Here is a 25,579-nt window from a genome sequence, read left to right as displayed (position 1 = left end):
GCCGGTCAGCCCGCGCGCTTGATCCGCGTGATCGGCAGCACGCGCAGGCGCGACTCGATCGACGGGCACAGCGACTGCCCTTCGAATCGTGCCGCGAGGAAGTCGACGAACGAGCGCACCTTCGCGGACACGTGGCGACGGCTCGCGTACACCGCATAGATCGGCGCCTCGTGCGGCGGCACGGCGTCGAGCAGCACCGGCACGAGCCGGCCGGATTCGATGTCGTCGCCGACCACCTCGGTGCCGAGCAGCGCGATGCCCGCGCCCGCGAGCACGGCTGCGCGCAGCCCCTCGAGATGGTTCACGATCAGGTTGCCGTTCAGGTTCACGCGCGACGCGGCGGCCGCGTCGATCACCAGCGAATCGAGCATCGTCGAATTCGAATCGCGACGCAGGTAGTTGTGGTGCGCGAGATCGGCGATCGTCTGTGGCGTGCCGTGCTTGTCGAGATACTCGGGCGACGCGACCAGCAGGATGTGCGCGGTCGCGATCTGCCGCGCGACCAGCGACGACGATTTCAGTCCGTTCGGCGCCGCGCGCACCGCGACGTCGTAGCCTTCCTCGATCAGGTCGACCACGCGATCGGACAGCGTCACGTCGACGGTCACGTCCGGGAACCGACCCGCATAATCGGTGACGGCCTGCATCACGTGCCGCAATCCGAACGCGGACAGCGACGTCACGCGCAGGCGGCCCTGCGGCACCACGCTCGCGGCGCCGACCGCCTGTCCGGCTTCGTCGAGTTCCGACAGCGCCTGCACGAGGCGCTCATAGTATTCGCGTCCCGCCTCGGTCGGCGCGACACGTCGTGTCGTGCGATGCAGCAGCCGCGCGCCGAGCTGCTGCTCGAGATGCATCACGTGCTTGCTCGCCATCGCGGCCGACATCTGCATGCGCTCGGCCGCGCCGACGAAGCTGCCCACTTCGACGACGTAGCGAAACACATTCATGCTGACGAGGGTATCCATCGAACTAGCTCGCAATTCCTGGGAATTATGCAATTACGAGATAGGGTAACAAAGGCGAGGAAACAAAAAGGTCAACAAAGGCAAAACGGCGCCGCGAATAGCGGCGCCGTTTTTTCGGGGCGCAATGCCGGCACATGCGACGCGCGTTGTGTGCGCGTCCGAACCGACGAATCGTCAGAACTTCGCGCGGATGCCTGCGCCGAACGTATTGCCGCTCGACAGGCCGCTGATGTGGTCGTTCATGTACGCAGCGTAGACGTCGGTGCGCTTGGACAACGGATAGTCGTAGCCGACGGCCCAGGTCTGGCGCGTCTGGTCGAGGCCGCCGCCGTCGCGCGAGTACGCGTACGACGCCATCGCGTTGCCGACGCCGAGCGGCACCGACACGCCGCCCTGCGCGGTGTTCACGTGCCAGCTGCCGGCGACCTGATCGTTCTTCGTATACATGTACTGGCCGAACAGCTTCACGTATTTCAGATCGTAGGTCGCGCCGACCAGCCCGATGCCCTGGCTCTTCATGCCGGTCACGAGCGAGCTCAGGTCCTGCGGGCCGTTGTTGAAGTTCACGTACTGGTAGACGGCGGTCGCCGCGAACGGGCCGTTCGCGTAGTTGAACTGCGCGCTCCACTTCTTCGAGCGGTTGTCGCCGGCCGTGTTGCCGAGCGCGTACATCGCCGCGAAATTCAGGCCCCCGAACGAAGGCGACGTGTAGGACAGTGCGTTGTTCCAGCCCGAATCGCCGACCGCGCCCTGGTCGCTCGGATAGGTCGGGAACGTGCCGAGGCCGAGGAACACGTGGTACACCATCGGCGAGAAGGTGTACGAATCGTAGAACGGGTTGAACAGGATCGTCGACAGGAACAGGTGCGTGGTCAGGCGGCCCGCCGTCACCGTGCCGTACGGCGAGCTGACGCCGACGTATGCGTTGCGCGCGAAGAACGTGTCGCCCTGGAAGCGGCCGAACTGGCCGTTCTGCGCACGGAAGAAGCTCTCCAGCGTGAAGATCGCCTTGTAGCCGTCGCCGAGATCCTCGGCGCCGTGCAGGCCCCAGTAGGACGTCGACATCCCGCCGCCCGACACGTTCCATGCGCGATCGCCGCCCGGGAACTTGGTGGCGCCGACCCATTCGTCGACCTGACCGTAGAGCGAGACGCTCGACTGCGCGTGAGCGGGTGCGGTTGCGGCCACGCAGGCGGCCGCGGCGATCAGCTTGACGGACGTGCGCGACGCACGGCGAGCGAATGCTTTCATGGGATCTCCAGGGTTTTGTCGAATGTCGATAAGTGGCGCGAGCGTTGTTGTTTGGAGCCGATTGCTTGCGTCGTATGGGGCGCAGCCATCTTTACGGAACCTGCGTCCCGTCAAAATTGCGCACACTTATTGCGGGTATAGCGGCAGCATTAACTTCGCGGAATCGGCACATGGCCAGGCGCGCCGCAGCGGCCCCGCGCGGTGCGGGCACGCGACGGGACGGCCGCGAGGGGCGCGCGTGCCGGGCGCGAAAGATAGCGCAATGCGACGGGAAAATCAGCGGAAATCTATGCGCGACTGTGGCGAATTCGCATCACAGCCGGCGGGGGAACGAACGCGCGAGGCGCGCTCGGCGAACGCGCGGGGCGCTCAGTTTCGGTAGAACGGGGAAAAAAACGGCGAGTGGGAAGGCTCTTCCTGCGCGCGGGGCGGCGGCATCGGACGGCCGCCACGCTCTTCGTTGTAGCGCGCGACGTCGGCGCGGATCGAGCCGGCCCGCAACGGAACGTTGCCGCCGCCCGGCGGGCGCGGCATCTGGCGGGACTCGGCGCTGATCGGACGATACGGGCTCTGCGCGGCGTAATGCCCGTAAGACGGCGTCGGACGCAGGCCCCAGCGGGAACCATAGCCGCTCACGCCGCCGGCACGCGCGCCGCCCGGCGGCAGCGCCCGGCGCCATACCTGCGCGTTGCCGGCCGGCTGGCCGTACATGCGCATGTCGCCGCCACCGAAACCGTGACCGAAGCCATGACCGCCGCCGAACGCCTGACCGCCATGCGGCGGTTGCGCGAGCGCGAGCGGCATCAGCAGCGCGCCGAGCACGCCTGCCACCCATCGTCCGACCTTCAGTTTCACCCGTTCCGTCATCATTCAGTGCCTGTTGCCGCTCGCCGCCGGCTGTTTCCAGCCGACGCAAGCCTTTCAGCAGTAATTTATGAGCGGTCCCAAACGGTGTCGAGCCAAAAAGTGTTATGTCGCGGGCATCGGTGTAACACCATGTTACTGCTAGGTTTTTTCACTTCAGGGTGGGATCGCGACAGAACATTCTTCTGCCGCTTCGCGCGACGCCGGGCCGCCGCGGGCGTGCCGTGTTGCGCAGCCGCATCATGCAATCGATTCATCAATGGATTCGTACAATGAATTTGTTTATTGAATGACCAACCGGGACAATACCGGCTTCGCGCGCGCGACATGTGCGCCCGCCGTTTCCGAATCGAGTTCCCCGATGGCCCGTCCCCGTTTTCTTCCCGACAACTTCACGCTCGCGCTCGTCGGCACCGTCGTGCTCGCGAGCCTGCTGCCGTGCCGCGGCCCGGCCGCCCATGCGTTCAATTGGGCGACCAACATCGCGGTCGGCCTGCTGTTCTTCCTGCACGGCGCGAAGCTGTCGCGCGAAGCCGTCGTCGCGGGCGCGACCCACTGGCGGCTGCATGCGGTCGTGCTGCTCAGCACGTTCGCGCTGTTCCCGCTGCTCGGCCTCGCGCTGAAGCCCGTGCTGCAGCCGCTCGTCACGCCGACGCTGTATGCCGGCGTGCTGTTCCTGTGCACGCTGCCGTCGACCGTCCAGTCGTCGATCGCGTTCACGTCGATCGCGAAGGGCAACGTGCCGGCCGCCGTGTGCGCGGCATCGGCGTCGAGCCTGCTCGGGATCTTCGTGACGCCGGCGCTCGTCGGGCTGATGATCACGTCGCAGTCGGCCGCGGCCGCGTCGCCGTGGAGCACCATCGGCAGCATCGTGATGCAGCTGCTCGTGCCGTTCATCGCCGGCCAGCTGCTGCGGCCCGTGATCGGCGGCTGGATCGAACGCAACCGCGGCGTGCTGCGCTTCGTCGACCAGGGCTCGATCCTGCTCGTCGTCTACGTCGCGTTCAGCGAGGCCGTGAACCAGGGGCTGTGGCACCAGATTCCGGCGCGCGCGCTCGGCGGCCTGCTGATCGTCAACGTCGTGCTGCTCGTGATCGCGCTGGGGCTGACCGCGTTCGTCAGCAAGCGGCTCGGCTTCAACCGCGCCGACCAGATCACGATCATTTTCTGCGGGTCGAAGAAGAGCCTCGCGGCCGGCGTGCCGATGGCGAAGGTGATCTTCTCCGCGCAGGCGGTCGGCGCGATCGTGCTGCCGCTGATGCTGTTCCACCAGATCCAGCTGATGGCCTGCGCGGCGCTCGCGCAACGCTGGGGCGCGCGCGACACGAGCGGCGAGCGCGACGGCGACGCGGGTGCGGCCGGTGCCGCACGCGGGCGCGGTGCGCTGAGCGCGGGCAAGCGCTGACGCGGGAGGCTGCGCGGCCGGCATGACTGGCCGCGCTGGGGTGTTCGTCTTGTTCCTTTCGTCCCTGCCTCTCGCCTCTCGCCTCTCGCCTCTCGCCTCTCGCCTCTCGCCTCCCGGCTCCCGCCTTCCGCTTCCCGCCTTCCGCTTCCCGCCTTCCGCCTTCCGCCTTCCGCTTCCCGCTTCCCGCTTCCCACTTCCCACTTCCCACTTCCCGCCTCCCCGCCGCGACGCATGCACCATCGACGCGCATCGCGTCACGAAATCTTCATTCAATTCTCCGAGCGTACTGCCGTTAAAGTCGGGCGTCCCGTCGTCTCGGCCGCCCCCCTCCATGCCCGCGCCCCATCCCGACTCGTCCGCCGCCCCGACCACCCGCCTGATCGCGGAACGCGCGCTCGCGGCCGTGTTCCAGCCGATCGTCGATCTCGGATCGGGCACGGTCGTCGGTTACGAAGGCCTGATCCGGGGCCCGCGCGGCACCGACCTCGAGCCGCCGGCCGCACTGTTCGCGCAGGCCGCCCGCGACGGCACGACCGTCGCGCTCGAACAGGCGGCCGCGCGCACCTGCCTCGACGCATTCGCGGCGCTCGGCTGCGACGGCAAGCTGTTCCTCAACTTCAGCGCGGGCACGATCCTGCAACTCGCGCGCGAACGCGAGCGCGCGCGGCAACTGCTCGTGCGCGCGCGGATCGGCGCCGAGCGCATCGTGATCGAGCTGACCGAGCAGACCGCGCTGCCGGACGTCGCACGCATCGGGCCGGCGGTCGCCTCGCTGCGCGACGCCGGCATCCAGTTCGCGCTCGACGACTACGGCACCGCGAACGCGAGCATGAACCTGTGGCTGCGCCTGCACCCGGATGTCGTGAAGATCGACCGCTTCTTCATCCACGACATCGCGCGCGATCCGCTCAAGTTCGAGGCGGTCAGGGCGATGCAGCACTTCGCGCAGGCAAGCGGCGCGCAACTGATCGCGGAAGGGATCGAGAACGAGTGCGACCTGCTCGTCGTGCGCGACATGGGCATCGGCTGCGTGCAGGGCTTCCTGCTCGGGCGACCGGACGCGCAACCCTCGCCGGTCGTCGCGCCGGCCGCGCGCGACGCGATCCGCGCCCCGCACATCGCGGTGTTTCCCGGTGCGACCCGCGCCGTGCGGCCGGCAGGCACGATCGCGGCGAAGATGCTCGTCGCCGCGCCGGCGCTGCCGCGCGACGCGACCAGCAACGACGTGCTCGACCTGTTCAACCGGATGCCCGCGCTGCACGCGGTCGCACTCGTCGAACGCGGCCGGCCGGTCGCGCTCGTGAACCGGCGCGGCTTCATCGACCGCTTCGCGCTGCCGTACCACCGCGAGGTGTTCGGGAAGAAGCCGTGCCTGCAGTTCGCGAACGACGCGCCGCTGATGATCGACAACGCGACGACGGTCGAGCAGCTCGCGATGCTGCTCGCGAGCCACGACCAGCGCTACCTCGCGGACGGCTTCGTGATCACCGAACACGGCCGCTACGTCGGGCTCGGCACCGGCGAAAGCCTCGTACGCGCGGTGACCGAAATGCGCATCGAGGCCGCGCGCTACGCGAATCCGCTGACGTTCCTGCCCGGCAACATCCCGATCAGCGCGCATATCGAGCGCCTGCTGGCGCGCGACGCCGGCTTCCACGCGTGCTACGTCGACCTGAACCAGTTCAAGCCGTTCAACGACCAGTACGGCTACTGGCAAGGCGACGAAGTGCTGAAGTTCGCGGCGACGGTGCTGGCCGGCGTGTGCGATCCGCAACGCGACTTTCTCGGACACGTCGGCGGCGACGATTTCCTCGTGCTGTTCCAGCGCGACGACTGGCACGCGCGCGCGGCCGACGCGATCGCGCGCTTCAACGACGGCGCGCAGCGCTTCTATACGCAGGCCGACCGGCTGGCGGGCGGGCTGCGCGGCGAGGACCGCTACGGCAACCCCGCGTTCTTCGGCTTCGTGACGATGGCGATCGGTGTGGTCGGCGTGCCGGCCGGCGCGAACGGCGCGATACGCTACGGCAGCGACGAGATCGCATCGGTCGCGGCGCTCGCCAAGCGGCGCGCGAAACAGCAGCCGGGCGGGCTCGCGGTCGTCGATCTGGACGCGGGCCGCGCGGCGCTGCGCGATCGCGGCGAGCCGCCACTCGCGGCTGCCGGCTGAGTGGCGGCCCGTTGCCGGTCGCAGGCAGGTCGCCGGCCCGCCCGAGCGACGTTGCCGGTGCCGCGCCAGCCCGGCCGGGCCGCGCCCCGGCAACCGCCGGCCGATCGCCCCGCCCGCCCCGTTCACGCCGGGCAGCGGAACGTGCCCGACGCTCCACCTGCCGGCACCGCCACATTCCGCGTGATCACCTTGCCTTTTCCGCGTTTTGTTTAGTATTTTTAGTAACGGCGTTTTCGCAGATTAGCTCGCAAAAACCCGCTATTTCCGGGTATTCCCCGGTTATCCGGCCCGAATTAGGCGCCGCGTTTACTATACAATCGCCGTCACCCTAAACAAACCGGATCCCGAACGATGGGCACCACCATTCGCGACGTAGCGCGGGCGGCAGAGGTCTCGATCGGCACCGTCTCCCGCGCGCTGAAAAACCAGCCGGGCCTGTCCGAAGCCACTCGGGCGCGCATCGTCGAGATCGCGCAGCGGCTCGGCTACGACCCGGCCCAGTTGCGGCCGCGCATCCGCCGGCTCACCTTCCTCCTGCACCGCCAGCACAACCGCTTTCCCGCCAGCCCGTTCTTCTCGCACGTGCTGCACGGCGTCGAGGACGCGTGCCGCGAGCGCGGCATCGTGCCGACGCTGCTCACGGTCGGCCCGAACGACGACGTGCTGCGCCAGATGCGCCCGCACGCGCCCGACGCGATCGCGGTGGCCGGCTTCATCGAGCCCGAGACGATCGAGGCGCTCGCCGCGACCGGCCGGCCGCTCGTGCTGATCGACCTGTGGGCGCCCGGCCTGCGCTCGGTGAACATCGACAACGCGACGGGCGCGGCGCTCGCGATGCGCCACCTGCTCGCGATCGGCCGCTCGCGGATCGCGTTCATCGGCGGCTCGGCCGCGCACTACAGCATCGCGCAGCGCGCGATCGGCTACCGGCGCGCGTTCTTCGAGGCCGGGCGGCTGTTCGATCCCGCGTACGAAGTGACGATCGACGCCGGGCTCGACCCCGACACCGGCGCCGCGCGGGCGATGCAGCAGCTGCTCGACGCGCCGGGCCCGCGCCCGGACGCCGTGTTCGCGTACAACGACGCCGCCGCGCTGGCCGCGCAGCGCGTGTGCCTCGCGCGCGGCGTGCGGATTCCGGAAGACATCGCGATCGTCGGCTTCGACGACATCCCGGCCGCCGCGCACGCGAACCCGCCGCTCACGACGCTCGCCGTCGACAAGGAAGCGCTCGGCCGCCGCGGCGTCGAACTGCTGCTCGCGGAAGCCCCCGAGCGCACCGAGATCTCCCTGCCCGTCGAGCTGATCGTACGGGCCAGCAGCCAGCCCGCCGGCTCACCGGCGCTCGATACCGCCACGGTCACCGAATCATGAACATGCCCCCGGCCCAATCCCGCACGGCCACGCCGGCCAACCACACGCAAGCGGCACCGTTCGTCGCGAGCTTCCGCGATCCGTCGTTCCTGCTGTCGCACATCGAGGACACGCTGCGGTTCTACGCGACGAACGCGTTCGACCCGACGGGCGGCTTCCACCACTATTTCCGCGACGACGGCAGCGTCTACAACCGCACGTCGCGGCACCTGGTCAGCAGTTGCCGGTTCGTCTTCAACTACGCGATGGCGTACCGGCATTTCGGCGATCCGCGCCATCTCGACTACGCGCGCCACGGGCTGCGCTTCCTGCGCGACGCGCACTGGGACGAGGCGCTGCAAGGCTACGACTGGGAGCTCGACTGGCGCGACGGCACGAAGCACGCGACGCTCGACGGCACGCGCCATTGCTACGGGCTCGCGTTCGTGCTGCTGGCCGCCGCGCACGCGACGATGGCCGGCATCGACGAAGCGCGCGCGCTGATCGCGTCGACCTACGAGCTCGCCGAACACCGCTTCTGGGATGCGGCCGCCGGCCTCTACGCGGACGACGCGACGCCGAACTGGATCGTGTCGTCGTACCGCGGCCAGAACGCGAACATGCACATGACGGAAGCGCTGCTCGCGGCATACGAGGCGACCGGCCACCTCACCTACCTCGATCGCGCGGAAAAGCTCGCGACCCACATCACGCAGCGCCAGGCCGCGCTGTCGGGCGGCCTCGTGTGGGAGCACTACCACGCGGACTGGTCGGTCGACTGGGACTACAACAAGGAAGACAGCTCGAACATCTTCCGTCCGTGGGGCTTCCAGCCCGGGCACCAGACCGAATGGGCGAAGCTGCTCCTGATCCTGGAGCGGCACCGCCCGCTCGACTGGCTCGTGCCGCGCGCGGCCGAGCTGTTCGACGCGGCGCTCACGCACGCATGGGACGCCGATCACGGCGGCCTCTGCTACGGCTTCGGCCCCGACTTCACGATCTGCGACCACAACAAGTATTTCTGGGTGCAGGCGGAGACCTTCGCGGCGGCCGCGATGCTCGGCGCGCGCACCGGCAGCGAGCGTTTCTGGGATTGGTACGACGAGATCTGGCGCTACAGCTGGGCGCATTTCGTCGATCACCGCTACGGCGCGTGGTATCGGATCCTCACCTGCGACAACCGCAAGTACAGCGACGAGAAAAGCCCGGCCGGCAAGACCGACTATCACACGATGGGCGCGTGCTACGACGTGCTCGCGACCCTCGCGCGGGCGGCGCGCAGCGAGCCGACGCAATGAGCGGCGGCACCTTTCCGGCCTTCGTGTCGGCGGGCGACATCCTGACCGACATGGTGCGCGCAGGCGACGCGCAGTGGACCTCGGTGCCGGGCGGCGCCGGCTGGAACGTCGCGCGCGCGGTCGCGCGGCTCGGCCTGTCGAGCGCGCTCGCGGGCGCGATCGGCGAGGACTGCTTCTCCGACGTGCTGTGGCGCACCAGCGAGGCCGCCGGGCTCGACCTGCGCTTCCTGCAGCGGGTCCCGCGTGCGCCGCTGCTCGCGATCGTCCACGAGACGCGGCCGCCCGCGTACTTCTTCATCGGCGAAGCGAGCGCGGACCTCGCGTTCGACCCGGCGCGGCTGCCGGCCGGCTGGGCCGCTCACGTGAAATGGGCGCACTTCGGCTGCATCAGCCTGGTGCGCGAGCCGCTCGCGGGCACGCTCGTCGCGCTCGCGGCCGACCTGCACGCGCGCGGCGTGAAGATCAGCTTCGATCCGAACTACCGGAACCTGATGACGGCCGCGTACCGGCCGACGCTGGAGAAGATGGGCGCGCTCGCCGACCTGATCAAGGTCTCCGACGAGGACCTGCGCCACCTGTTCGGCGGCGACGGCCCCGACGCGGTCGCGGCGGTGCGCGCGCTGAATCCGCGCGCGGCCGTGCTCGTCACACGCGGCGCGCAGGCGGCGACGCTGTACGCGGACGGCGACGTGCTCGAGGCCAGCCCGCCGCGCGTCGAGGTGGTCGACACCGTCGGCGCCGGCGACGCGTCGATCGGCGGCATGCTGTTCAGCCTGATGGCCGCGCCGCAGCGGTCGTGGCGCGAGCATCTCGCGTTCGCGCTCGCGGCGGGCGCCGCCGCATGCCGGCACACGGGCGCGCACGCGCCGACGCTCGACGAGGTCGTCGCGCTGCTCGAAGGGTGACGGGATGATGACGGCGCGCTGATCGGTCGCCGATATGCGGCGCTGTACATGCTGCGCCGCAGTGCTACGATGAAGTGTCCTATTGCGGGAGAGGCACGATGGACACGAACACGTTCACGAAGGGCATCTACACGGCCAAGGCGCATACGCAGCACGCCGCCAACGGACAGTTCCAGGGCTACGTGATCCTCGCCCGGGACGACGGCGACGAGACGGAGAACGTGCGCTACGACGTCCACACGACGAGTCCGAGCGAGGAAGAGGCGTTCGACGAGGCGAAGGCGCTCGCGCACCGGATCCTCGGCGAAATCGAGCTGTAATGCGCGAGCTTCAATGCACGAGCCGTCATGCACGAACTACCCCGCGCCGAACCCGTCACGTGCGCGCCGCGGCCGGACCGCGACGCGCCGTCTTCGGCACGGCTCAGAGCAGCCGCGCCACCAGCGACACCAGCATCGTCAGCACCAGCGTCGACATGAACGGGAACGGATAACGCCGCCCGCCGAGCGTCAGCGTGACGTCGCCCGGCATCCGCCCGATGCCGAACTTGCCGAGCCACGGCCAGCAGCGCGTCAGGATCATCACCGCAACGAACGACGCCATGAACCAGCGCAGCATCCCGGTCTCCGCCGTCAGAGCGCGTGCGAGCGGTCGCCGCGCGCGAACGCGTCGAGCGTGCCGTCGATGCCGCGCGAGAACGCGATCACCTTGAACAGCTCGCCCATCTCGGCTTCCGAGATCAGCTTCTGCACCGCGTTCGCGGCCGGCAGGAACCGGTGGATGTCGGACGGATCGATCGCGGCGAGCGCGTCGGTGATGCCCGCGTTCAACAGGAAACGCGCCTGCGACGTGTAGCCGAGCAGGTCCGCGCCGGTCGCGACGCCCGCGTCGTAGATGCCGGTGAATTCGACGTGCGCGGTGATGTCCTGCAGGCCCGGGTAAAGGAATGCGTCGTCGTGCGCGTGGTGGCGGTAGTGGCACATCAGCGTGCCGCGGTCGCGCTGCGGGTGGTAGTACTCGTGCGCGGGGAAGCCGTAGTCGACCAGCAGCACCGCGCCGCGCCCGAGCATCGTGCACACGGTGCGCGTGAACGCCAGCGCGGCTTCATGTGTTTCGGTCACGTAGCCGTCGTCGACGTCGAGCGTCGCGAGCACCGGCGGCAGGCCGGCCGCGCCCACGGGCCGGTCGTCGAACACGAACGCGTGCCGCGCGTCGAGCGCGACGCCGCGCTCGCGCCACGCGCCGCCCGCCTTCGCAAAGAGGCGCACCGGCATCGCGTCGAGCACCTCGTTGCCGACCACGACGCCGTCGAAGCGCTCGGGCAGCGCGTCGAGCCAGCGTACTTTCCCCGCAAGCGCCGGCGCAGCCGCCGCGATCGTGTCGCGCTGCCGTTCGCGCAGTTCGCCGGACAGGTCGACGATCAGGTATTCGTCGAGCTCGACGCCGAGCGCATCGAGCGCCGCGAGCAGCCCGGCCGCGAGCTTGCCGGTGCCCGCGCCGAATTCCATCACGCGGCGCGTGCCGCTCGCCGCGAGCGCGTCGGCGACGGGATTCGCGAGCGTCTGCGCGAACAGCGGCGACAGCTCGGGGGCCGTCACGAAGTCGCTGCCGTCGTCGGCGCGGCGCCCGAACTTGCGCGCGCCGCCGCTGTAATAGCCGAGGCCGGGCGCGTACAGCGCGCGCTCCATGAAGCGATCGAACGGCAGCCAGCCGCCGGCCGCCGCGATCTCGTCGCGCAGTTGCGCGGCGAGGGTTTCGGACTGCGCGAGCGCGTCAGGGCCGGGAGCAGGTAAACTAGCGGGTTCGTGAGCTTTCGGGTTCATCCCGGCATTGTAAATGACCGTTTCAGCCGATACGTCGCCCCCGCGCATCGCGCTCGTCGCGGGCGCGCTGGGCAGCGCGGCCGACGCCGCGTCGCTCGGCCGTGCGCTCGCGACCGGATTCGCGCAGCGCGGCTGGGACGTCGCGCTGCAGCGCAGCCCCGGCGCGCCGCGCGCGGCTGGCGACGCGCTGGTCGCCGAAGTCGCCGCACTGGGCCGCCGCGCGGCCGTGCTCGATGCCGATCTGGCCCTGGAAGCCGATGCGGCCGCGCTCGTTGCCGCGTGCGGCGTGGCACTCGGCCGGCCCGCCTGTGCGGTGTTCGTGAGCGCTTGCGCCGGCACCGACGACGCGCATACCGTGGACGGCGCGTCGCTCGCCGGCGCGCTCGCGCGCAACGTGACGGCGCCGCTCGCGCTGGCCCGCGCGCTCGCCGACGCGACGCCCGATGCCGCGCGCGACGACGAATCGCTGCGCGCCTGCGCGATCCACGTGCTGGACCAGGCCCTGTTTCACCCGGCGCCGGCGCAGCTGTCGCACGCGCTGATGCAGGCCGCGCTGAACCGCGCGACCTCGGCGCTCGCGCTGGCGCTGGCGCCGAAGGTGCGCGTCGCGGCGCTCGTGCGCGGCCACGCGCCGCACGCGAACGACATCGCGGCGGCGGCCTGCTATCTCGCGAGCGCGCCCGGCGTCACGGGCGCGACGCTGACCGTCGACGGCGGCGAGCACCTGGTGCCGCCCGCCGCCGGCCCGAATGACTGAACTGCGCGGAGCGCGCGGCCCGACCGCCGCCGCCCGCGCCGCTTTGCGTGCACGCACGCCAATTTGACTGGGACGACCATGTTTTCCGCTCTCCTGCACCCCCGCCTCGCGGACTGCCGCAGGCTCTACCTGCGCGACTACGAGGTGCACATCAACATCGGGGCCTTCGAACACGAGAAGCGCGGCGAGCAGCGCGTCGTCATCAACATCGACCTGTTCGTGCAGCTCGCGCTGTCCACCCCCGTCGACGACCGGCTGCATGAAGTCGTCGACTACGACCTGATGAAGCAGAGCGTCGCGCAGTGCCTGGCGCGCGGCCACATCCACCTGCAGGAAACGCTGTGCGACGCGATCGCCGCGAACCTGCTGGCGCACGACACCGTGCGCGCGGTACGCGTCTGTACCGAGAAACCGGACGCCTATCCGGACTGCGACGCCGTCGGCGTCGAAGTCTTTCGCATCAAGGACGAGGAGCGCGCATGAACGCCCCCCACATGAACGACACGGCGGCCGATGGCGCCGCCATCGAAGCCACCGTCGCCGACACCGGCCGCCGCGCGCTGACGCGCCGCGAGCAGAAGGAAGCGTACGAGAACAACAAGCTGTTCAAGCGGATCGTTCGCCAGGTCGGCCAGGCGATCGGCGACTACAACATGATCGAGCAGGGCGACAAGGTGATGGTGTGCCTGTCGGGCGGCAAGGACAGCTACGCGATGCTCGACGTGCTGCTGCGCCTGCGCGAGCGCGCGCCGATCGACTTCGACATCGTCGCGGTCAACCTCGACCAGAAGCAGCCGGGCTTCCCCGAGCACGTGCTGCCCGAGTACCTGACGCAGGTCGGTGTGCCGTTCCACATCGAGAACCAGGACACCTACAGCATCGTCAAGCGGCTCGTCCCCGAAGGCAAGACGACCTGCTCGCTGTGCTCGCGGCTGCGCCGCGGGATCCTGTACCGCGTGGCGGGCGAGCTCGGCGCGACCAAGATCGCGCTCGGCCACCACCGCGACGACATCCTGCAAACCTTGCTGCTCAACATGTTCTACGGCGGCAAGCTGAAGGGGATGCCGCCGAAGCTGCAGTCGGACGACGGCCGGAACGTCGTGATCCGCCCGCTCGCGTACGTGAAGGAAACCGATCTCGAGAAATACGCGGAGCTGCGCGAATTCCCGATCATCCCGTGCAACCTGTGCGGCAGCCAGCCGAACCTGAAGCGCGCGGAAATGAAGGCGCTGATCCGCGAATGGGACAAGCGCTTCCCGGGCCGCGTCGACAACATGTTCAGCGCGCTCGCGAACGTCGTGCCGTCGCACCTGATGGATACGACCCAGTTCCCGTTCGCGTCGCTGCGCGCGACCGGAGAAGCCGATCCGCAGGGCGACATCGCGTTCGACGAGGAGCCGTGCGCGTCCGGCGAAGACACCGCCGTGCCGGGTGCCGCGAAACCGATCTCGATCGTCCAGTTCGACGACCTGTAAGCAGGGTCCGAACATCGCCGGAACGGGGCCCAGCGTGCCCTGTTCCGGCACTGTCGCCCGGTCGCGACAGGCCAGGAATGCCAGGGGCCGCATGCTAAAATGGACGGCTACGAACTCCTCTGACAAGCTGGCGCCATGAATATCGTGATTTTGGCGGCAGGCACCGGCAAGCGCATGCGTTCCGCGCTGCCGAAAGTGCTCCATCCCCTGGCCGGCAGGCCGCTCCTCTCCCACGTCATCGCCACCGCGCGCACGCTGCAGCCGTCGCGGCTCGTCGTCGTCGTCGGTCATGGCGCCGAGCAGGTCCAGGCCGCCGTCGCCGCGCCCGACGTCCAGTTCGCGGTACAAGCCGAGCAGCTCGGCACCGGCCACGCGGTGCGCCAGGCGCTGCCGCTGCTCGATCCCGCGCAACCGACGCTGGTGCTGTACGGCGACGTGCCGCTCACCCGCGCGTCGACGCTGCGGCGTCTGGTCGACGCCGCGCGCGAGGGCCGCTACGGGATTCTGACGGTCACGCTCGACGATCCGACCGGCTACGGCCGCATCGTGCGCGACGCGTCCGGCTTCGTCACGCGCATCGTCGAGCAGAAGGATGCGTCGCCCGAGCAACTGAAGATCGCCGAGATCAACACCGGCATCATCGTCACGCCGACGGCCCAGCTGTCGATGTGGCTCGGCGCGCTGAAGAACGAGAACGCGCAGGGCGAGTACTACCTGACCGACGTCGTCGAACTCGCGATCGAGGCCGGCTTCGAGATCGTCACGGCGCAGCCCGACGAGGACTGGGAAACGCTCGGCGTGAACAGCAAGGCGCAGCTCGCGGAACTCGAGCGCATCCATCAGCGCAACGTCGCCGATGCGCTGCTCGCCGACGGCGTCACGCTCGCCGATCCGGCGCGCCTCGACGTGCGCGGCACGCTCCGGTGCGGCCGCGACGTGTCGATCGACGTGAACTGCGTGTTCGAAGGCAACGTGACGCTCGCCGACAACGTGACGATCGGCGCGAACTGCGTGATCCGCAACGCGTCGATCGGCGCGGGCACGCGCATCGACGCGTTCACGCACATCGACGGCGCCGAACTCGGCGCGCACACCGTGATCGGCCCGTACGCGCGGCTGCGCCCGGGCGCGCAGCTCGCGGACGAAGCGCACGTCGGCAACTTCGTCGAGGTGAAGAACGCGGTGATCGGCCACGGTTCGAAGGCGAACCACCTGACCTACATCGGCGACGCCGACATCGGCGCGCGCGTGAACATCGGCGCCGGCACGATCACCTGCAACTACGACGGCGCGAACAAGTTCCGCACCGTGATCGAGGACGACGTGTTCGTCGGCTCGGACACGCAGCTCGTCGCGCCGGTGCGCGTCGGCCGCGGCGTGACGATCGCGGCCGGCACGACGATCTGGAAGGACGTCGCCGAGGGCGTCCTCGCCTTGAACGAGAAGACGCAGACCGCGAAAAGCGGCTACGTCCGACCGGTCAAGAAGAAGAGCTGAACCTTTTGCGGGCGCCCGAACTGCGCCCGCGTCGACTTACAGGATTGACCATTCATGTGCGGCATTGTCGGCGCAGTTGCGCAGCGTAATATCGTTCCGGTGCTGATCGAAGGATTGCGGCGCCTCGAATACCGTGGCTACGACTCGTGCGGCGTCGCCGTGCTCGAGCCGGACGCACCGAAGCGCGCGCGCAGCGTCGCGCGCGTCGCCGATCTCGACGCGCAGGTGCAGGAATCGCACCTCGCCGGCACGACCGGCGTCGCGCACACGCGCTGGGCGACGCACGGCGCGCCCGTCACGCACAACGCGCACCCGATCTTCTCGTCGAACGCGCTCGCGCTGGTGCACAACGGCATCATCGAGAACTTCGAGACGCTGCGCGACGCGCTGCGCGCGAAGGGCTACGAATTCGTGTCGCAGACCGACACCGAAGTGATCGCGCACCTCGTGCACAGCCTGTATCGCGGCAATCTGTTCGAGGCCGTGCGCGAAGCCGTGCAGCAGCTGCACGGCGCGTATGCGATCGCGGTGACCCACAAGGACCAGCCGCACATCGTCGTCGGCGCGCGCCAGGGTTCGCCGCTCGTCGTCGGCCACGGCGACGGCGAGAACTTCCTCGCCTCCGACGCACTGGCGCTGGCCGGCAGCACCGACCATTTCACGTTCCTCGAGGAAGGCGACGTGTGCGAGCTGTCGCTCGACGGCGTGAAAATCGTCGACCGCCACGGCGCGCTCGCGCAGCGCGAGATCCGCGTGGTCAGCGCATACGGCGGCGCGGTCGAGCTGGGCCCGTATCGCCACTTCATGCAGAAGGAAATCTTCGAGCAGCCGCGCGCGATCAGCGACACGGTGCCGCAAACCGAAGCATTCGACGCAACGCTGTTCGGCGACGCGGCGCCCGCCGCCTTCGCGGACATCGACAGCCTGCTGATCCTCGCGTGCGGCACGAGCTACTACTCGGGCCTCACCGCGAAGTACTGGCTCGAATCGATCGCGAAGATTCCGACCCAGGTCGAGATCGCGAGCGAATACCGCTATCGCGAATCGGTGCCGAACCCGCGCCAGCTGGTGCTGGTGATCTCGCAGTCGGGCGAGACGGCCGACACGCTCGCCGCGCTCAAGCACGCGCAGTCGCTCGGCCACACGCATACGCTCGCGGTCTGCAACGTCGCGACGAGCGCGATGGTGCGCCTCACCGAGATGCAGTTCCTGACGCACGCGGGCACCGAGATCGGCGTCGCGTCGACCAAGGCGTTCACGACCCAGCTCGTCGCGCTGTTCGTGCTGGCCGCGACGCTCGGCAAGCTGCGCGGGCACGTCGACGCCGCGCAGGAAGCGCAATTCCTGAAGGAGCTGCGCCACCTGCCGGCCGCGCTGAACAGCGTGCTCGCGCTCGAGCCGCAGATCATCGCGTGGTCGGAGGAATTCGCGCGCAAGGAAAACGCGCTGTTCCTCGGCCGCGGGCTGCACTACCCGATCGCGCTCGAAGGCGCGCTGAAGCTGAAGGAAATCTCGTACATCCACGCCGAGGCCTATCCGGCCGGCGAACTGAAGCACGGCCCGCTCGCGCTCGTCACGGAAGCGATGCCGGTCGTCACGGTCGCGCCGAACGACACGCTGCTCGAGAAGCTGAAGTCGAACATGCAGGAAGTGCGCGCGCGCGGCGGCGAGCTGTACGTGTTCGCGGATGCCGACACGCAGATCGTCAACGACGACGGCCTGCACGTGATCCGGATGCCGGAACACTACGGCCAGCTGTCGCCGATCCTGCACGTCGTGCCGCTGCAGCTGCTCGCATATCACACCGCGTGCGCGCGCGGCACCGACGTCGACAAGCCGCGCAACCTCGCGAAGTCGGTGACGGTGGAGTAAGCAATCGGCGCAGCGCAGTCCGGCGCGCCGGCGAGACTGACGGAGAGACCATGGTAAGACTGTTTGGATGCGGATTGCTGGCGCTGAGCTTCGCGTCGACGGGCTGGGCGACCGAGCACTACGTCGAAGTCTGGAACCCGCCCGAGGCGCGCGTGCCGGCGGCACGTACGCCGACCCCGCGCGCGGCCGCCGACGCGCACGCCGGCAACAAGACCGCGGAAAAGCACGCGAGCGTGCAGCCGAAGGTCGCCGTCAAGCCGCACAAGCGCCGCGTCGCACAAGCCGTGAAAGCCGCGCCGCATCGACCGACCGCCGCGACGGTCGATGCGCCGGCCGCACCGCGCCCCGTCGCGCAGCCCGCGCCGGGCCGGCTCACCGTGATGCAGCCGACCGTGCCCGACACGCCGCACGCACTCAAATTCTCCGATATCCCGCGGCAATACACGCCGGACGGCAACGTGCTGCGCGTCGGCGCGAGCCGCCGTTCCGCGGAGGTGACGCGATAATGGAAGCGCAGACCTATCACGGCTACCAGATCTGGGGCCATTCGATCCTGCAGCAGGACGAAATCCTGCAGCCCGAGCGCTTCGCGGCGAGCGGCACGATCACGCAGAACAACCGGCTCGTCGAAGCGTCGGGCGTGCTCGGCGTGTTCGATACCGAGGACGAAGCGCGCGAAGCGGGGCTCGAATGGGCCCGCGCGTGGATCGACAGCCATCGCTGAACGGGGCGCGAACCGTCAACGCAAGTAACAAGGGGCGTCCACGACGCCCCTTTTTGCATTCGGCCCCGCCCGCTCAGGCGACGGGCCGCGGCGGCGGCACGACCGTCCGCGGCCGGCCGACGAGCCGCGCCAGCACGACGATCGCAACCAGCGTGACCAGGTACGCGGCGATCTGGATCCCCGCCGGACGCGCGGTATAGCCGATCAACGTATGCAGCGCCTTGCCGACGATGCTCGTTTCCTTGAGCAGCCACGAGGTATCCCAGACCGCGTCGCCCCACGACGGCACGAGGCCCGCGGCAAGCAGGAAGCCGACGCACTGGCTCGCCATCCCCGCCGCGAGCAGCACGATCAGCGCATTGGTGACGGAAAACAGGCGCTTGAGCGGAATCTGCAGCAGGCCCGCATACATCGCATAGCCGAGCCCGGCGCCACCCAGCACGCCGAGCAGCCCGCCGACGATCATCTGCGGCGTCTGTCCCGGATCGCCCGCCGCGATGCCGTACAGGAACAGCACGGCCTCGGAGCCTTCGCGCAACACCGCGACGCCGACCACGATCGCGAGCCCCGTGAGCGGCCGGCTGCCGGCCGCGACGGCCCGCCCGACCTCGCCCATGTGCAGCGCCATCTCGCGGCCGTGGCGGCTCATCCAGATGCAATGCCACGCGAGCATCAGCGTCGCGACGAACATCACGCCCGCGTTGAAGACTTCCTGCCCCATGCCGGATGCCCACTGCGAGATCACGTCGGCGAACGCGGCGATCAGGCCAGCGCCGATCACGCCGCCGACGAGCCCGCCGCCGACCCACCAGCCGCGCCGCGGCACGCCCTTCGTGGCGGCCATCACGATCGAGACCACCAGCGCGGCCTCGAGCACTTCACGAAAGACGATCAGGGCAGTAGACAGCATGGCGATATCCGCTTACTTGACGGTCAGGTGCGTCTTCGACTGCGCTTCGTGATACTCGTCGTGGAACTCGTAGGTGCCGGCCTTCAGCGGCCCGACGAGGATCTCGACCGACTTGCCGGCCGGCACGACCTTCTCTGCCTTGAAATCGTCGCTTTCGAATTCCGCGGGCGTCGCGTCGAGGTTCTTCACGACGAACTTCACCTTCTTGCCGGCCGGAATCGTGACGCCGTCGGGCGAGAACTTGTGGTCCTTCAGGGTCAGGTTGACGAGGTCGTCGGCAGCGAAGGCGGACGTTGCCGATGCGCCCAGCAGGGCCAGTGCGAAACCGAAAGCGAAGCGATTCATATGGGTAACGAAATGAAATATCGAGGGGGAACCGATAGTAAGATCGATTCGCATTTCCCTCTCGAAGTACCCTTACTGATGGCATGGGCATCGGGCGTCGTCGACGCGACACGCACCTTGTCGTGCAAGGCTCCGCCAGATTTCGCCGACAATGCGCGACCGTCAATCGGGAAAAATTCCGACTGACGTACATCGGCGCATCACGATTCGTCTGACTTATGCTTTACAAATAGCTTTCGCGATGCCGAACGCGACGAATCGCTTGACATTCCCACCATGGCAAGCTTCATGCTGGCGACGTTTGTGAATCGCCACCCAACCCAGGAGAACACGATGGAATTCGAAGTCCAGGACATGACCTGCGGCGGCTGCGCCAACGCCATCACGCGTGCCGTGACGGCAGCCGACCCCGCTGCGAAGCTCGACATCGACGTGGCCGCGAAGACGGTCAAGGTCGAATCGGCGCAAGGCGCCGAACGCGTGCAGTCGATCATCGAAGCCGCGGGCTTCCACCCGGCGCTGCGCACGGCCTGACGCGCGCATGCGCAGCACGGGCGCGGCGCCCGTCGGCACCGCGCCCGCACACCGGCCGCGTCAGCGCAGCCGGATCAGCGTCGACTTCAGTTCGGTGTACTTCTCGAGCGCATGCAGCGACTTGTCGCGGCCGTTGCCCGACTGCTTGTAGCCGCCGAACGGGAAGTTCATGTCGCCGCCTTCGTCGTAGCAGTTCACCCACACCGTGCCCGCCCGCAGCCGGCGCGACACGTCGTGCGCGGTCGTCAGGTCCGACGTCCACACCGCCGCCGCGAGCCCGTACTCGGTATCGTTCGCGATCCGCACCGCCTCGTCGACATCGTCGAACACGATCACCGACAGCACGGGACCGAAGATCTCCTCGCGCGCGATCTTCGCATCGGGCTTCACCTCGAACACCGTCGGCTCGACGTAGAAGCCGCCCGTCTCCGCCTTCACGCGCGCACCGCCCGTGACGAGCGTGCCTTCCTTGCGCCCGGCGTCGATGTAGCCGAGCACGCGCTCGAGCTGGATGCCGTCGACGATCGCGCCCATCGATACCGACGGATCGAGCGGGTTGCCCGGCACGTACGTACGCGCGGCCGCGACCAGCTTCTCGATGAACGCGTCCTTGATGTCGCGATGCACGAGCAGGCGCGAGCCGGCCGTGCACATCTCGCCCATGTTGTAGAAGATCGCGCCGGCCGCGGCCTGCGCGGCGCGGTCGAGATCCGGGCAATCGGGCAGCACGATGTTCGGCGACTTGCCGCCGAGTTCGAGCCATGCGCGCTTCAGGTTCGACTGCGCGGCGTACTGCATGATCAGCTTGCCGACTGCCGTGGAGCCGGTGAACGCGATGCAGTCGACGTCGCGATGAAGCGCGAGCAGCTTGCCCGGTTCGCCCGCGCCCGGCACGACGTTGAACACGCCGGCCGGGATGCCGGCCTCGTACGCGAGCTGCGCGACGCGGATCGCGGTCAGCGGCGATTTCTCCGACGGTTTCAGCACGACGCTGTTGCCGGCCGCGAGCGCCGGGCCGAACTTCCATGCGGCCATCAGGATCGGGAAGTTCCACGGCACGACGGCCGCGACCACGCCGACCGGCTCGCGCGTGACGAGGCCGACGAGATGATGGTCGGCCGGCGCGACTTCGCCGCCGACCTTGTCGATCGCCTCCGCGAACCACTCGACGCAATACGCGGCGCCCGGCACGTCGACCGTCGTCGTGTCGCCGATCGGCTTGCCGGCGTCGAGCGTCTCGAGCAGCGACAGTTCGTCGAGATGCTCGCGCATCAGTGCGGCCCAGCGCAGCAGCACGGCCTTGCGCGCGCGCGGGTTCAGTCCGGCCCACACGCCGGCGTCGAACGCGCGGCGGGCGGCCGCGACGGCGGCGTTCACGTCGGCCTCGCCGCAATCGGCCACCTTCGCGAGCACGCGGCCGTCGATCGGGCTCACGCAGTCGAACGTCTTGCCGCCGTGCGCGTCGCGCGACGCGCCGTCGATGAATGCGCGCCCCTCGATCTCGAGCGACGCCGCCCTGTCCTGCCAGTCAGCCAAAGTCAACTTGTTCATTCAGGATACCTCAACGGTTGTGGCATTCGCGCTGCGGCACGCCGTGCAACGGCAACGCTGCCGGCGGTGGCGAATGCGGTGATGCGCGGTCAGAAGGTGGCCGGCGAATTGGCCGACACGACCTCGCAGAGCTGTTCCGCGCTGGGATTGCGAAAACGGTGCGGCAAACGGCTTTCGAAGTAGTAGCCGTCTCCGGGGTCGAGCAGCCAGGTCGCGCCGTCGACGGTGAGCTCGAGCCGGCCCGACACGACCACGCCACCCTCGTGCCCCGCGTGCACGAGCATCTCGGGCCCCGTATCGGCGAGCGGCTGGTAGACCTCGCGCATGATGCACATGTTGCGGTCCTTCACGCCCGCGCCGACGAGGTGAAACGCGAGCGCGTCGTTGCCGAGGTTCGGCATCTCGTCACGTCGCGACACGACCGAGCGCGATTCGACCAGCTCGAACGTGAAGAACTCCGCGAGACTCATCGGGATGCATTCGAGCAGTTTCTTCAGCGAGCCGACCGACGGGCTCACGCGCCCCTGTTCGATCAGCGAGATCGTGCCGTTGGTCACGCCGGCCCGCTTCGCGAGTTCGCGCTGCGACAGGCCATGCTTGTTGCGCACGAAACGCAGGCGCTCGGCGACTTCGGTGGACATCGATTCGGTTTCGGACACGATAGAAGTGCGGTGAAAAAGTGAAACGACGCGTTGGACAGCGTTGAGCAGCCGTTGAATATTCTAATCACTTTATGCCACACATCAGCGGGGAAAACCCTGAAAGGCGTTCGAAATAATGAACACCCCACGCGTCATTCCATTTACGAATATTTTGTTCGCAGTGCCTCGGGAAAGCCCTGACACGAGACCGTCAAAAAACATTTGACGCCGTTTTTGGCTCGTATATGCTGGCTCTCAGGTCAGCGTCATTGGCCATTCATCGGCACCGAAAAACGTTATTGCAACGTAAAAATTGATGCCCATCAATGTAAATGACGCAGGCCGGGCACCTTGATTATTTTAAACGCCTCGCGCGCCGAAACGATCAGGTGTTCAATACTTTCAACAAACCAGTCGAGTGTAATCGTGAGAGTCCGTGGCCCTCTGGTGAGGTGGGATCGAGGCGATGTGCGAAGTTTGCGCAGCGCTGCTCCCGCTTCCGATGGCAGTTGCGGCTGGCATAGTCCTCGCCTGCTGCATCTGTCGATCTACACCATCCTGTCCCGTCGTTCCGTTCGCCGTCACAACGCCGTTTCCGCACGCGCGTTCGTGGCCGTCGATACCGACGAAGTCGCGTCGCTGCTGCCATAGCGCCTCTCCTCCTTTTCTCGTCGTTCGTTTCAACTGCCTGTTCGTCAGCCGCGTCGTCTGCGCGGTGACGGAACGCGTTCGCGCATTCGTTGCCGCGTCGCACGGCACGACGAAACGAACGATGGCCTGACCGTCGCGCGCAGCGCGGATCGCCATGCGAACCCGTTGCGCCCATTCACCAGCGGCCTTGCGCGTTTCGCGAGGCTGCGGGGTCGTGTCGCGCCTGCATTTTGCGGTTTTCCCGCGTCATGCACGCAACGGCCCTACGGACAACTGATTGACGTCATGGAAAGGAAACCCCTCGTCGGCATCACCGCCGACTTCACGCAGATCGGCGCACATGCGTCGCACACGGTCGGCGACAAGTACGTCGCGGCGATCGTCGACGGCGCACACGCGCTCGCGATGGTGCTGCCCGCGCTCGGCGATCGCCAGTCGGTCGACGACGTGCTCTCAACGGTCGACGGCCTGTTGTTTACCGGCAGCTATTCGAACGTCGAGCCGCACCTGTATGGCGGCGAGCCGAGCGCGCCCGGCACGAAGCACGATCCCGCACGCGACGCGACGACGCTGCCGCTGCTGCGCGCGGCGATCGTCGCGGGCGTGCCCGTGCTGGCCGTGTGCCGCGGCTTCCAGGAGCTGAACGTCGTTTGCGGCGGCACGCTGCATCAGCGCGTGCACGACGTGCCGGGCCTCGCCGATCACCGCGAGGACGACGACGCGCCGATGGACACGCAATACGGCCCCGCGCACGTCGTGCGCCTGACGCCCGGCGGCGTGCTGCACACGCTCGCCGGCGGCCGCGACGACGTGCACGTGAACTCGCTGCACAAGCAGGGCATCGCGCAGCTCGGTTCCGGCCTCGCCGTCGAAGCCGTCGCGCCGGACGGCCTGATCGAGGCCGTCAGCGTCGTCGATGCCCCGGCCTTCGCCCTCGCCGTGCAGTGGCACCCGGAATGGCGGCATGCGCATGACCCGCTGTCGAGCGCGATCTTCCGCGCCTTCGGCGACGCCTGCCGCGCGCGCCGCGACGCCCGCACACGTGCCACGGCCGCCGCCGCGCTCGCCTGAGCGCGCCGACCCACACAACGAGAACAGACATGCAAGACATCGAAGACTTTCTGAAGCAGCACCGGATCACCGAGATCGAAGCGATCATTCCCGACATGGCCGGCATCGCGCGCGGCAAGATCACGCCGCGCAACAAGTTCACGTCCGGCGAATCGATGCGGCTGCCGCAGGCCGTGATGGTGCAGACCGTCACCGGCGACTATCCGGAAGACGGCTCGCTGACCGGCGTGACCGATCCCGACATGGTGTGCGTGCCCGACACGTCGACCATTCGCCTGATCCCGTGGGCCGTCGATCCGACCGCGCAGGTGATCCACGACTGCGTGCACTTCGACGGCTCGCCGGTCGAGATCTCGCCGCGCTACGTGCTGCGCCGCGTGCTCGACCTCTACAAGGCGAAGGGCTGGAAGCCGGTCGTCGCGCCGGAGCTCGAGTTCTACCTGGTCGACATGAACAAGGACCCGGACCTGCCGCTGCGTCCGCCGGTCGGCCGCACGGGCCGCCCCGAAACGGGCCGCCAGTCGTATTCGATCGAGGCGGTCAACGAGTTCGACCCGCTGTTCGAGGACATCTACGAGTACTGCGAAGCGCAGAACCTCGACATCGACACGCTGATCCACGAAGTCGGCGCCGCGCAGATGGAGATCAACTTCATGCACGGCGACGCGCTGTCGCTGGCCGACCAGGTGTTCCTGTTCAAGCGCACGGTGCGCGAGGCCGCGTTGCGCCACAACATGTACTCGACCTTCATGGCCAAGCCGATGGAAAACGAGCCGGGCTCGGCGATGCACGTGCACCAGAGCATCGTCGACGAGGAAACGGGCCGCAACCTGTTCACGTCGCCGGAAACGGGCGGCGCGACCTCGCTGTTCTACAACTACCTCGCGGGGCTGCAGAAGTACACGCCCGCCTTGATGCCGATCTTCGCGCCGTACATCAACTCGTATCGCCGGCTGTCGCGCTTCATGGCCGCGCCGATCAACGTGCAGTGGGGCTACGACAACCGCACGGTCGGCTTCCGCATCCCGCACTCGGGCCCGGCCGCGCGCCGCATCGAGAACCGGATTCCGGGCGTCGACTGCAACCCGTACCTCGCGCTCGCGGCGACGCTCGCGGCCGGCTATCTCGGCATGACGCAGCGTCTCGAGCCGACCGAACCACTCGTCAGCGACGGCTACGAGCTGCCGTACCAGCTGCCGCGCAACCTCGAGGAAGGGCTCACGCTGATGGCCGCGTGCGAGCCGCTCGGCGAGATTCTCGGCCACAAGTTCCTGAAGGCGTATTTCGCGCTGAAGGAAACCGAATACGAAGCGTTCTTCCGCGTGATCAGTTCGTGGGAACGCCGCCATCTGCTGCTGCACGTCTGAGCGTGCACACGACCGAATACGGAATCACGGAGGAAACATGACGTACCGCAACGAATCTGCCTGGATCCAGCCGGCCGCGCCGGCCACCGCACCGCGCACGACGCAGGCACGCTCGACCGCCGAATACCGCGCGCTCGACGCCGCGCACCA

The 25,579-nt window shown here is 68.4% G+C and carries 26 protein-coding genes; 17 read left to right on the top strand and 9 right to left on the bottom strand.

The window, feature by feature from the left end; translation table 11 throughout:
- Positions 1-5 precede the first annotated feature (5 nt).
- The 3 genes from DID98_RS27940 to DID98_RS27930 all read right to left on the bottom strand — a co-directional run bounded on the left by DID98_RS27940 (position 6) and on the right by DID98_RS27930 (position 3,086).
- On the bottom strand, positions 6-968 hold the full coding sequence (locus tag DID98_RS27940) for a LysR family transcriptional regulator (protein WP_044846148.1): 963 nt from the start codon (positions 966-968) through the stop codon (positions 6-8).
- 174 nt (positions 969-1,142) lie between these two features.
- Positions 1,143-2,219 (bottom strand): porin, encoded by a 1,077-nt coding sequence (locus DID98_RS27935; protein ID WP_124571767.1) that lies wholly within the window; start codon positions 2,217-2,219, stop codon positions 1,143-1,145.
- Positions 2,220-2,588: 369 nt separating this feature from the next.
- The gene (locus DID98_RS27930) at positions 2,589-3,086 is read right to left on the bottom strand and encodes a hypothetical protein (RefSeq protein ID WP_044846200.1); all 498 of its coding nucleotides are present in this window, start codon (positions 3,084-3,086) and stop codon (positions 2,589-2,591) included.
- Positions 3,087-3,444: 358 nt separating this feature from the next.
- Between DID98_RS27930 and DID98_RS27925 the strand changes: the two genes are divergently transcribed.
- From DID98_RS27925 to DID98_RS27900, 6 genes are all read left to right on the top strand, one after another.
- Entirely contained in the window at positions 3,445-4,488 is a 1,044-nt protein-coding gene (locus DID98_RS27925) for a bile acid:sodium symporter family protein (RefSeq protein WP_124520621.1), read from the top strand.
- Positions 4,489-4,819: 331 nt separating this feature from the next.
- Entirely contained in the window at positions 4,820-6,658 is a 1,839-nt protein-coding gene (locus DID98_RS27920; protein ID WP_124571766.1) for a phosphodiesterase, read from the top strand.
- A gap of 351 nt (positions 6,659-7,009) precedes the next feature.
- Entirely contained in the window at positions 7,010-8,029 is a 1,020-nt protein-coding gene (locus tag DID98_RS27915; RefSeq protein ID WP_044846144.1) for a LacI family DNA-binding transcriptional regulator, read from the top strand.
- Complete coding sequence (locus DID98_RS27910; RefSeq protein WP_124571765.1) at positions 8,026-9,306, top strand: AGE family epimerase/isomerase; 1,281 nt, start codon at positions 8,026-8,028, stop codon at positions 9,304-9,306. The genes DID98_RS27915 and DID98_RS27910 overlap by 4 nt, the downstream gene beginning before the upstream one ends.
- Positions 9,303-10,211, top strand: coding sequence for a carbohydrate kinase (locus DID98_RS27905; protein WP_124571764.1), 909 nt, complete (start codon positions 9,303-9,305; stop codon positions 10,209-10,211). Before DID98_RS27910 ends, DID98_RS27905 begins: the two co-directional genes overlap by 4 nt.
- 98 nt (positions 10,212-10,309) lie before the next feature.
- Positions 10,310-10,531: a hypothetical protein gene (locus DID98_RS27900; RefSeq protein ID WP_044849082.1), complete on the top strand. Its 222-nt coding sequence runs from the start codon at positions 10,310-10,312 to the stop codon at positions 10,529-10,531.
- 103 nt (positions 10,532-10,634) lie between these two features.
- Here DID98_RS27900 and DID98_RS27895 read toward each other — a convergent pair whose 3' ends face one another.
- A complete protein-coding gene (locus tag DID98_RS27895) occupies positions 10,635-10,829 on the bottom strand; it encodes a DUF2905 domain-containing protein (protein ID WP_124486620.1) in 195 nt (64 codons plus the stop codon).
- A gap of 14 nt (positions 10,830-10,843) precedes the next feature.
- Positions 10,844-12,034 carry a class I SAM-dependent methyltransferase gene (locus DID98_RS27890; protein ID WP_124571763.1) on the bottom strand — a complete coding sequence of 397 codons (1,191 nt, stop codon included), beginning with the start codon at positions 12,032-12,034 and terminating at the stop codon, positions 10,844-10,846.
- 13 nt (positions 12,035-12,047) lie between these two features.
- On the opposite strand from DID98_RS27890, the gene DID98_RS27885 reads away from it, so the two are divergent.
- The 7 genes from DID98_RS27885 to DID98_RS27855 all read left to right on the top strand — a co-directional run bounded on the left by DID98_RS27885 (position 12,048) and on the right by DID98_RS27855 (position 18,359).
- Complete coding sequence (locus DID98_RS27885) at positions 12,048-12,791, top strand: SDR family oxidoreductase (protein ID WP_124571762.1); 744 nt, start codon at positions 12,048-12,050, stop codon at positions 12,789-12,791.
- A gap of 78 nt (positions 12,792-12,869) precedes the next feature.
- Positions 12,870-13,274, top strand: a complete 405-nt coding sequence (locus tag DID98_RS27880; protein ID WP_124571761.1) for a dihydroneopterin aldolase — start codon at positions 12,870-12,872, stop codon at positions 13,272-13,274.
- Positions 13,271-14,266: a tRNA 2-thiocytidine(32) synthetase TtcA gene (gene ttcA / locus DID98_RS27875; RefSeq protein ID WP_124486623.1), complete on the top strand. Its 996-nt coding sequence runs from the start codon at positions 13,271-13,273 to the stop codon at positions 14,264-14,266. The genes DID98_RS27880 and ttcA overlap by 4 nt, the downstream gene beginning before the upstream one ends.
- 135 nt (positions 14,267-14,401) lie before the next feature.
- A complete protein-coding gene (gene glmU, locus DID98_RS27870; protein WP_124571760.1) occupies positions 14,402-15,763 on the top strand; it encodes a bifunctional UDP-N-acetylglucosamine diphosphorylase/glucosamine-1-phosphate N-acetyltransferase GlmU in 1,362 nt (453 codons plus the stop codon).
- A 54-nt stretch (positions 15,764-15,817) separates the two neighbouring features.
- On the top strand, positions 15,818-17,635 hold the full coding sequence (gene glmS / locus DID98_RS27865) for a glutamine--fructose-6-phosphate transaminase (isomerizing) (protein ID WP_124571759.1): 1,818 nt from the start codon (positions 15,818-15,820) through the stop codon (positions 17,633-17,635).
- Positions 17,636-17,685: 50 nt separating this feature from the next.
- Positions 17,686-18,141, top strand: coding sequence for a hypothetical protein (locus DID98_RS27860; protein ID WP_124486626.1), 456 nt, complete (start codon positions 17,686-17,688; stop codon positions 18,139-18,141).
- Positions 18,141-18,359, top strand: coding sequence for a hypothetical protein (locus DID98_RS27855; protein ID WP_040142345.1), 219 nt, complete (start codon positions 18,141-18,143; stop codon positions 18,357-18,359). Before DID98_RS27860 ends, DID98_RS27855 begins: the two co-directional genes overlap by 1 nt.
- A 73-nt stretch (positions 18,360-18,432) precedes the next feature.
- Here DID98_RS27855 and DID98_RS27850 read toward each other — a convergent pair whose 3' ends face one another.
- Together DID98_RS27850 and DID98_RS27845 are read right to left on the bottom strand one after the other, a co-directional pair.
- Complete coding sequence (locus tag DID98_RS27850) at positions 18,433-19,269, bottom strand: FTR1 family protein (protein ID WP_044849093.1); 837 nt, start codon at positions 19,267-19,269, stop codon at positions 18,433-18,435.
- A 12-nt stretch (positions 19,270-19,281) separates the two neighbouring features.
- Positions 19,282-19,614, bottom strand: a complete 333-nt coding sequence (locus DID98_RS27845; protein WP_124571758.1) for a cupredoxin domain-containing protein — start codon at positions 19,612-19,614, stop codon at positions 19,282-19,284.
- 333 nt (positions 19,615-19,947) lie between these two features.
- On the opposite strand from DID98_RS27845, the gene DID98_RS27835 reads away from it, so the two are divergent.
- A complete protein-coding gene (locus DID98_RS27835; protein ID WP_044849094.1) occupies positions 19,948-20,148 on the top strand; it encodes a heavy-metal-associated domain-containing protein in 201 nt (66 codons plus the stop codon).
- A gap of 60 nt (positions 20,149-20,208) precedes the next feature.
- On the opposite strand, the gene DID98_RS27830 is transcribed toward DID98_RS27835, so the two are convergent.
- On the bottom strand, positions 20,209-21,699 hold the full coding sequence (locus DID98_RS27830; RefSeq protein ID WP_124571757.1) for an aldehyde dehydrogenase: 1,491 nt from the start codon (positions 21,697-21,699) through the stop codon (positions 20,209-20,211).
- Positions 21,700-21,788: 89 nt separating this feature from the next.
- Positions 21,789-22,340: a cupin domain-containing protein gene (locus DID98_RS27825; RefSeq protein ID WP_044849101.1), complete on the bottom strand. Its 552-nt coding sequence runs from the start codon at positions 22,338-22,340 to the stop codon at positions 21,789-21,791.
- A gap of 468 nt (positions 22,341-22,808) precedes the next feature.
- Between DID98_RS27825 and DID98_RS36400 the strand changes: the two genes are divergently transcribed.
- The 3 genes from DID98_RS36400 to DID98_RS27810 all read left to right on the top strand — a co-directional run bounded on the left by DID98_RS36400 (position 22,809) and on the right by DID98_RS27810 (position 25,429).
- The gene (locus tag DID98_RS36400) at positions 22,809-22,991 is read left to right on the top strand and encodes a hypothetical protein (RefSeq protein ID WP_006402789.1); all 183 of its coding nucleotides are present in this window, start codon (positions 22,809-22,811) and stop codon (positions 22,989-22,991) included.
- A 285-nt stretch (positions 22,992-23,276) separates the two neighbouring features.
- The gene (locus DID98_RS27815) at positions 23,277-24,062 is read left to right on the top strand and encodes a gamma-glutamyl-gamma-aminobutyrate hydrolase family protein (RefSeq protein ID WP_124486629.1); all 786 of its coding nucleotides are present in this window, start codon (positions 23,277-23,279) and stop codon (positions 24,060-24,062) included.
- A gap of 29 nt (positions 24,063-24,091) precedes the next feature.
- Positions 24,092-25,429, top strand: coding sequence for a glutamine synthetase family protein (locus DID98_RS27810; protein WP_044849097.1), 1,338 nt, complete (start codon positions 24,092-24,094; stop codon positions 25,427-25,429).
- Positions 25,430-25,579: the final 150 nt, after the last annotated feature.

Origin of the sequence: Burkholderia sp. Bp8984, from assembly GCF_003853755.1 — a bacterium.
Taxonomy (GTDB): domain Bacteria; phylum Pseudomonadota; class Gammaproteobacteria; order Burkholderiales; family Burkholderiaceae; genus Burkholderia.
Note: the sequence above shows the minus strand (reverse complement) of the source record. Positions and strands in the feature narration are given on the sequence as shown.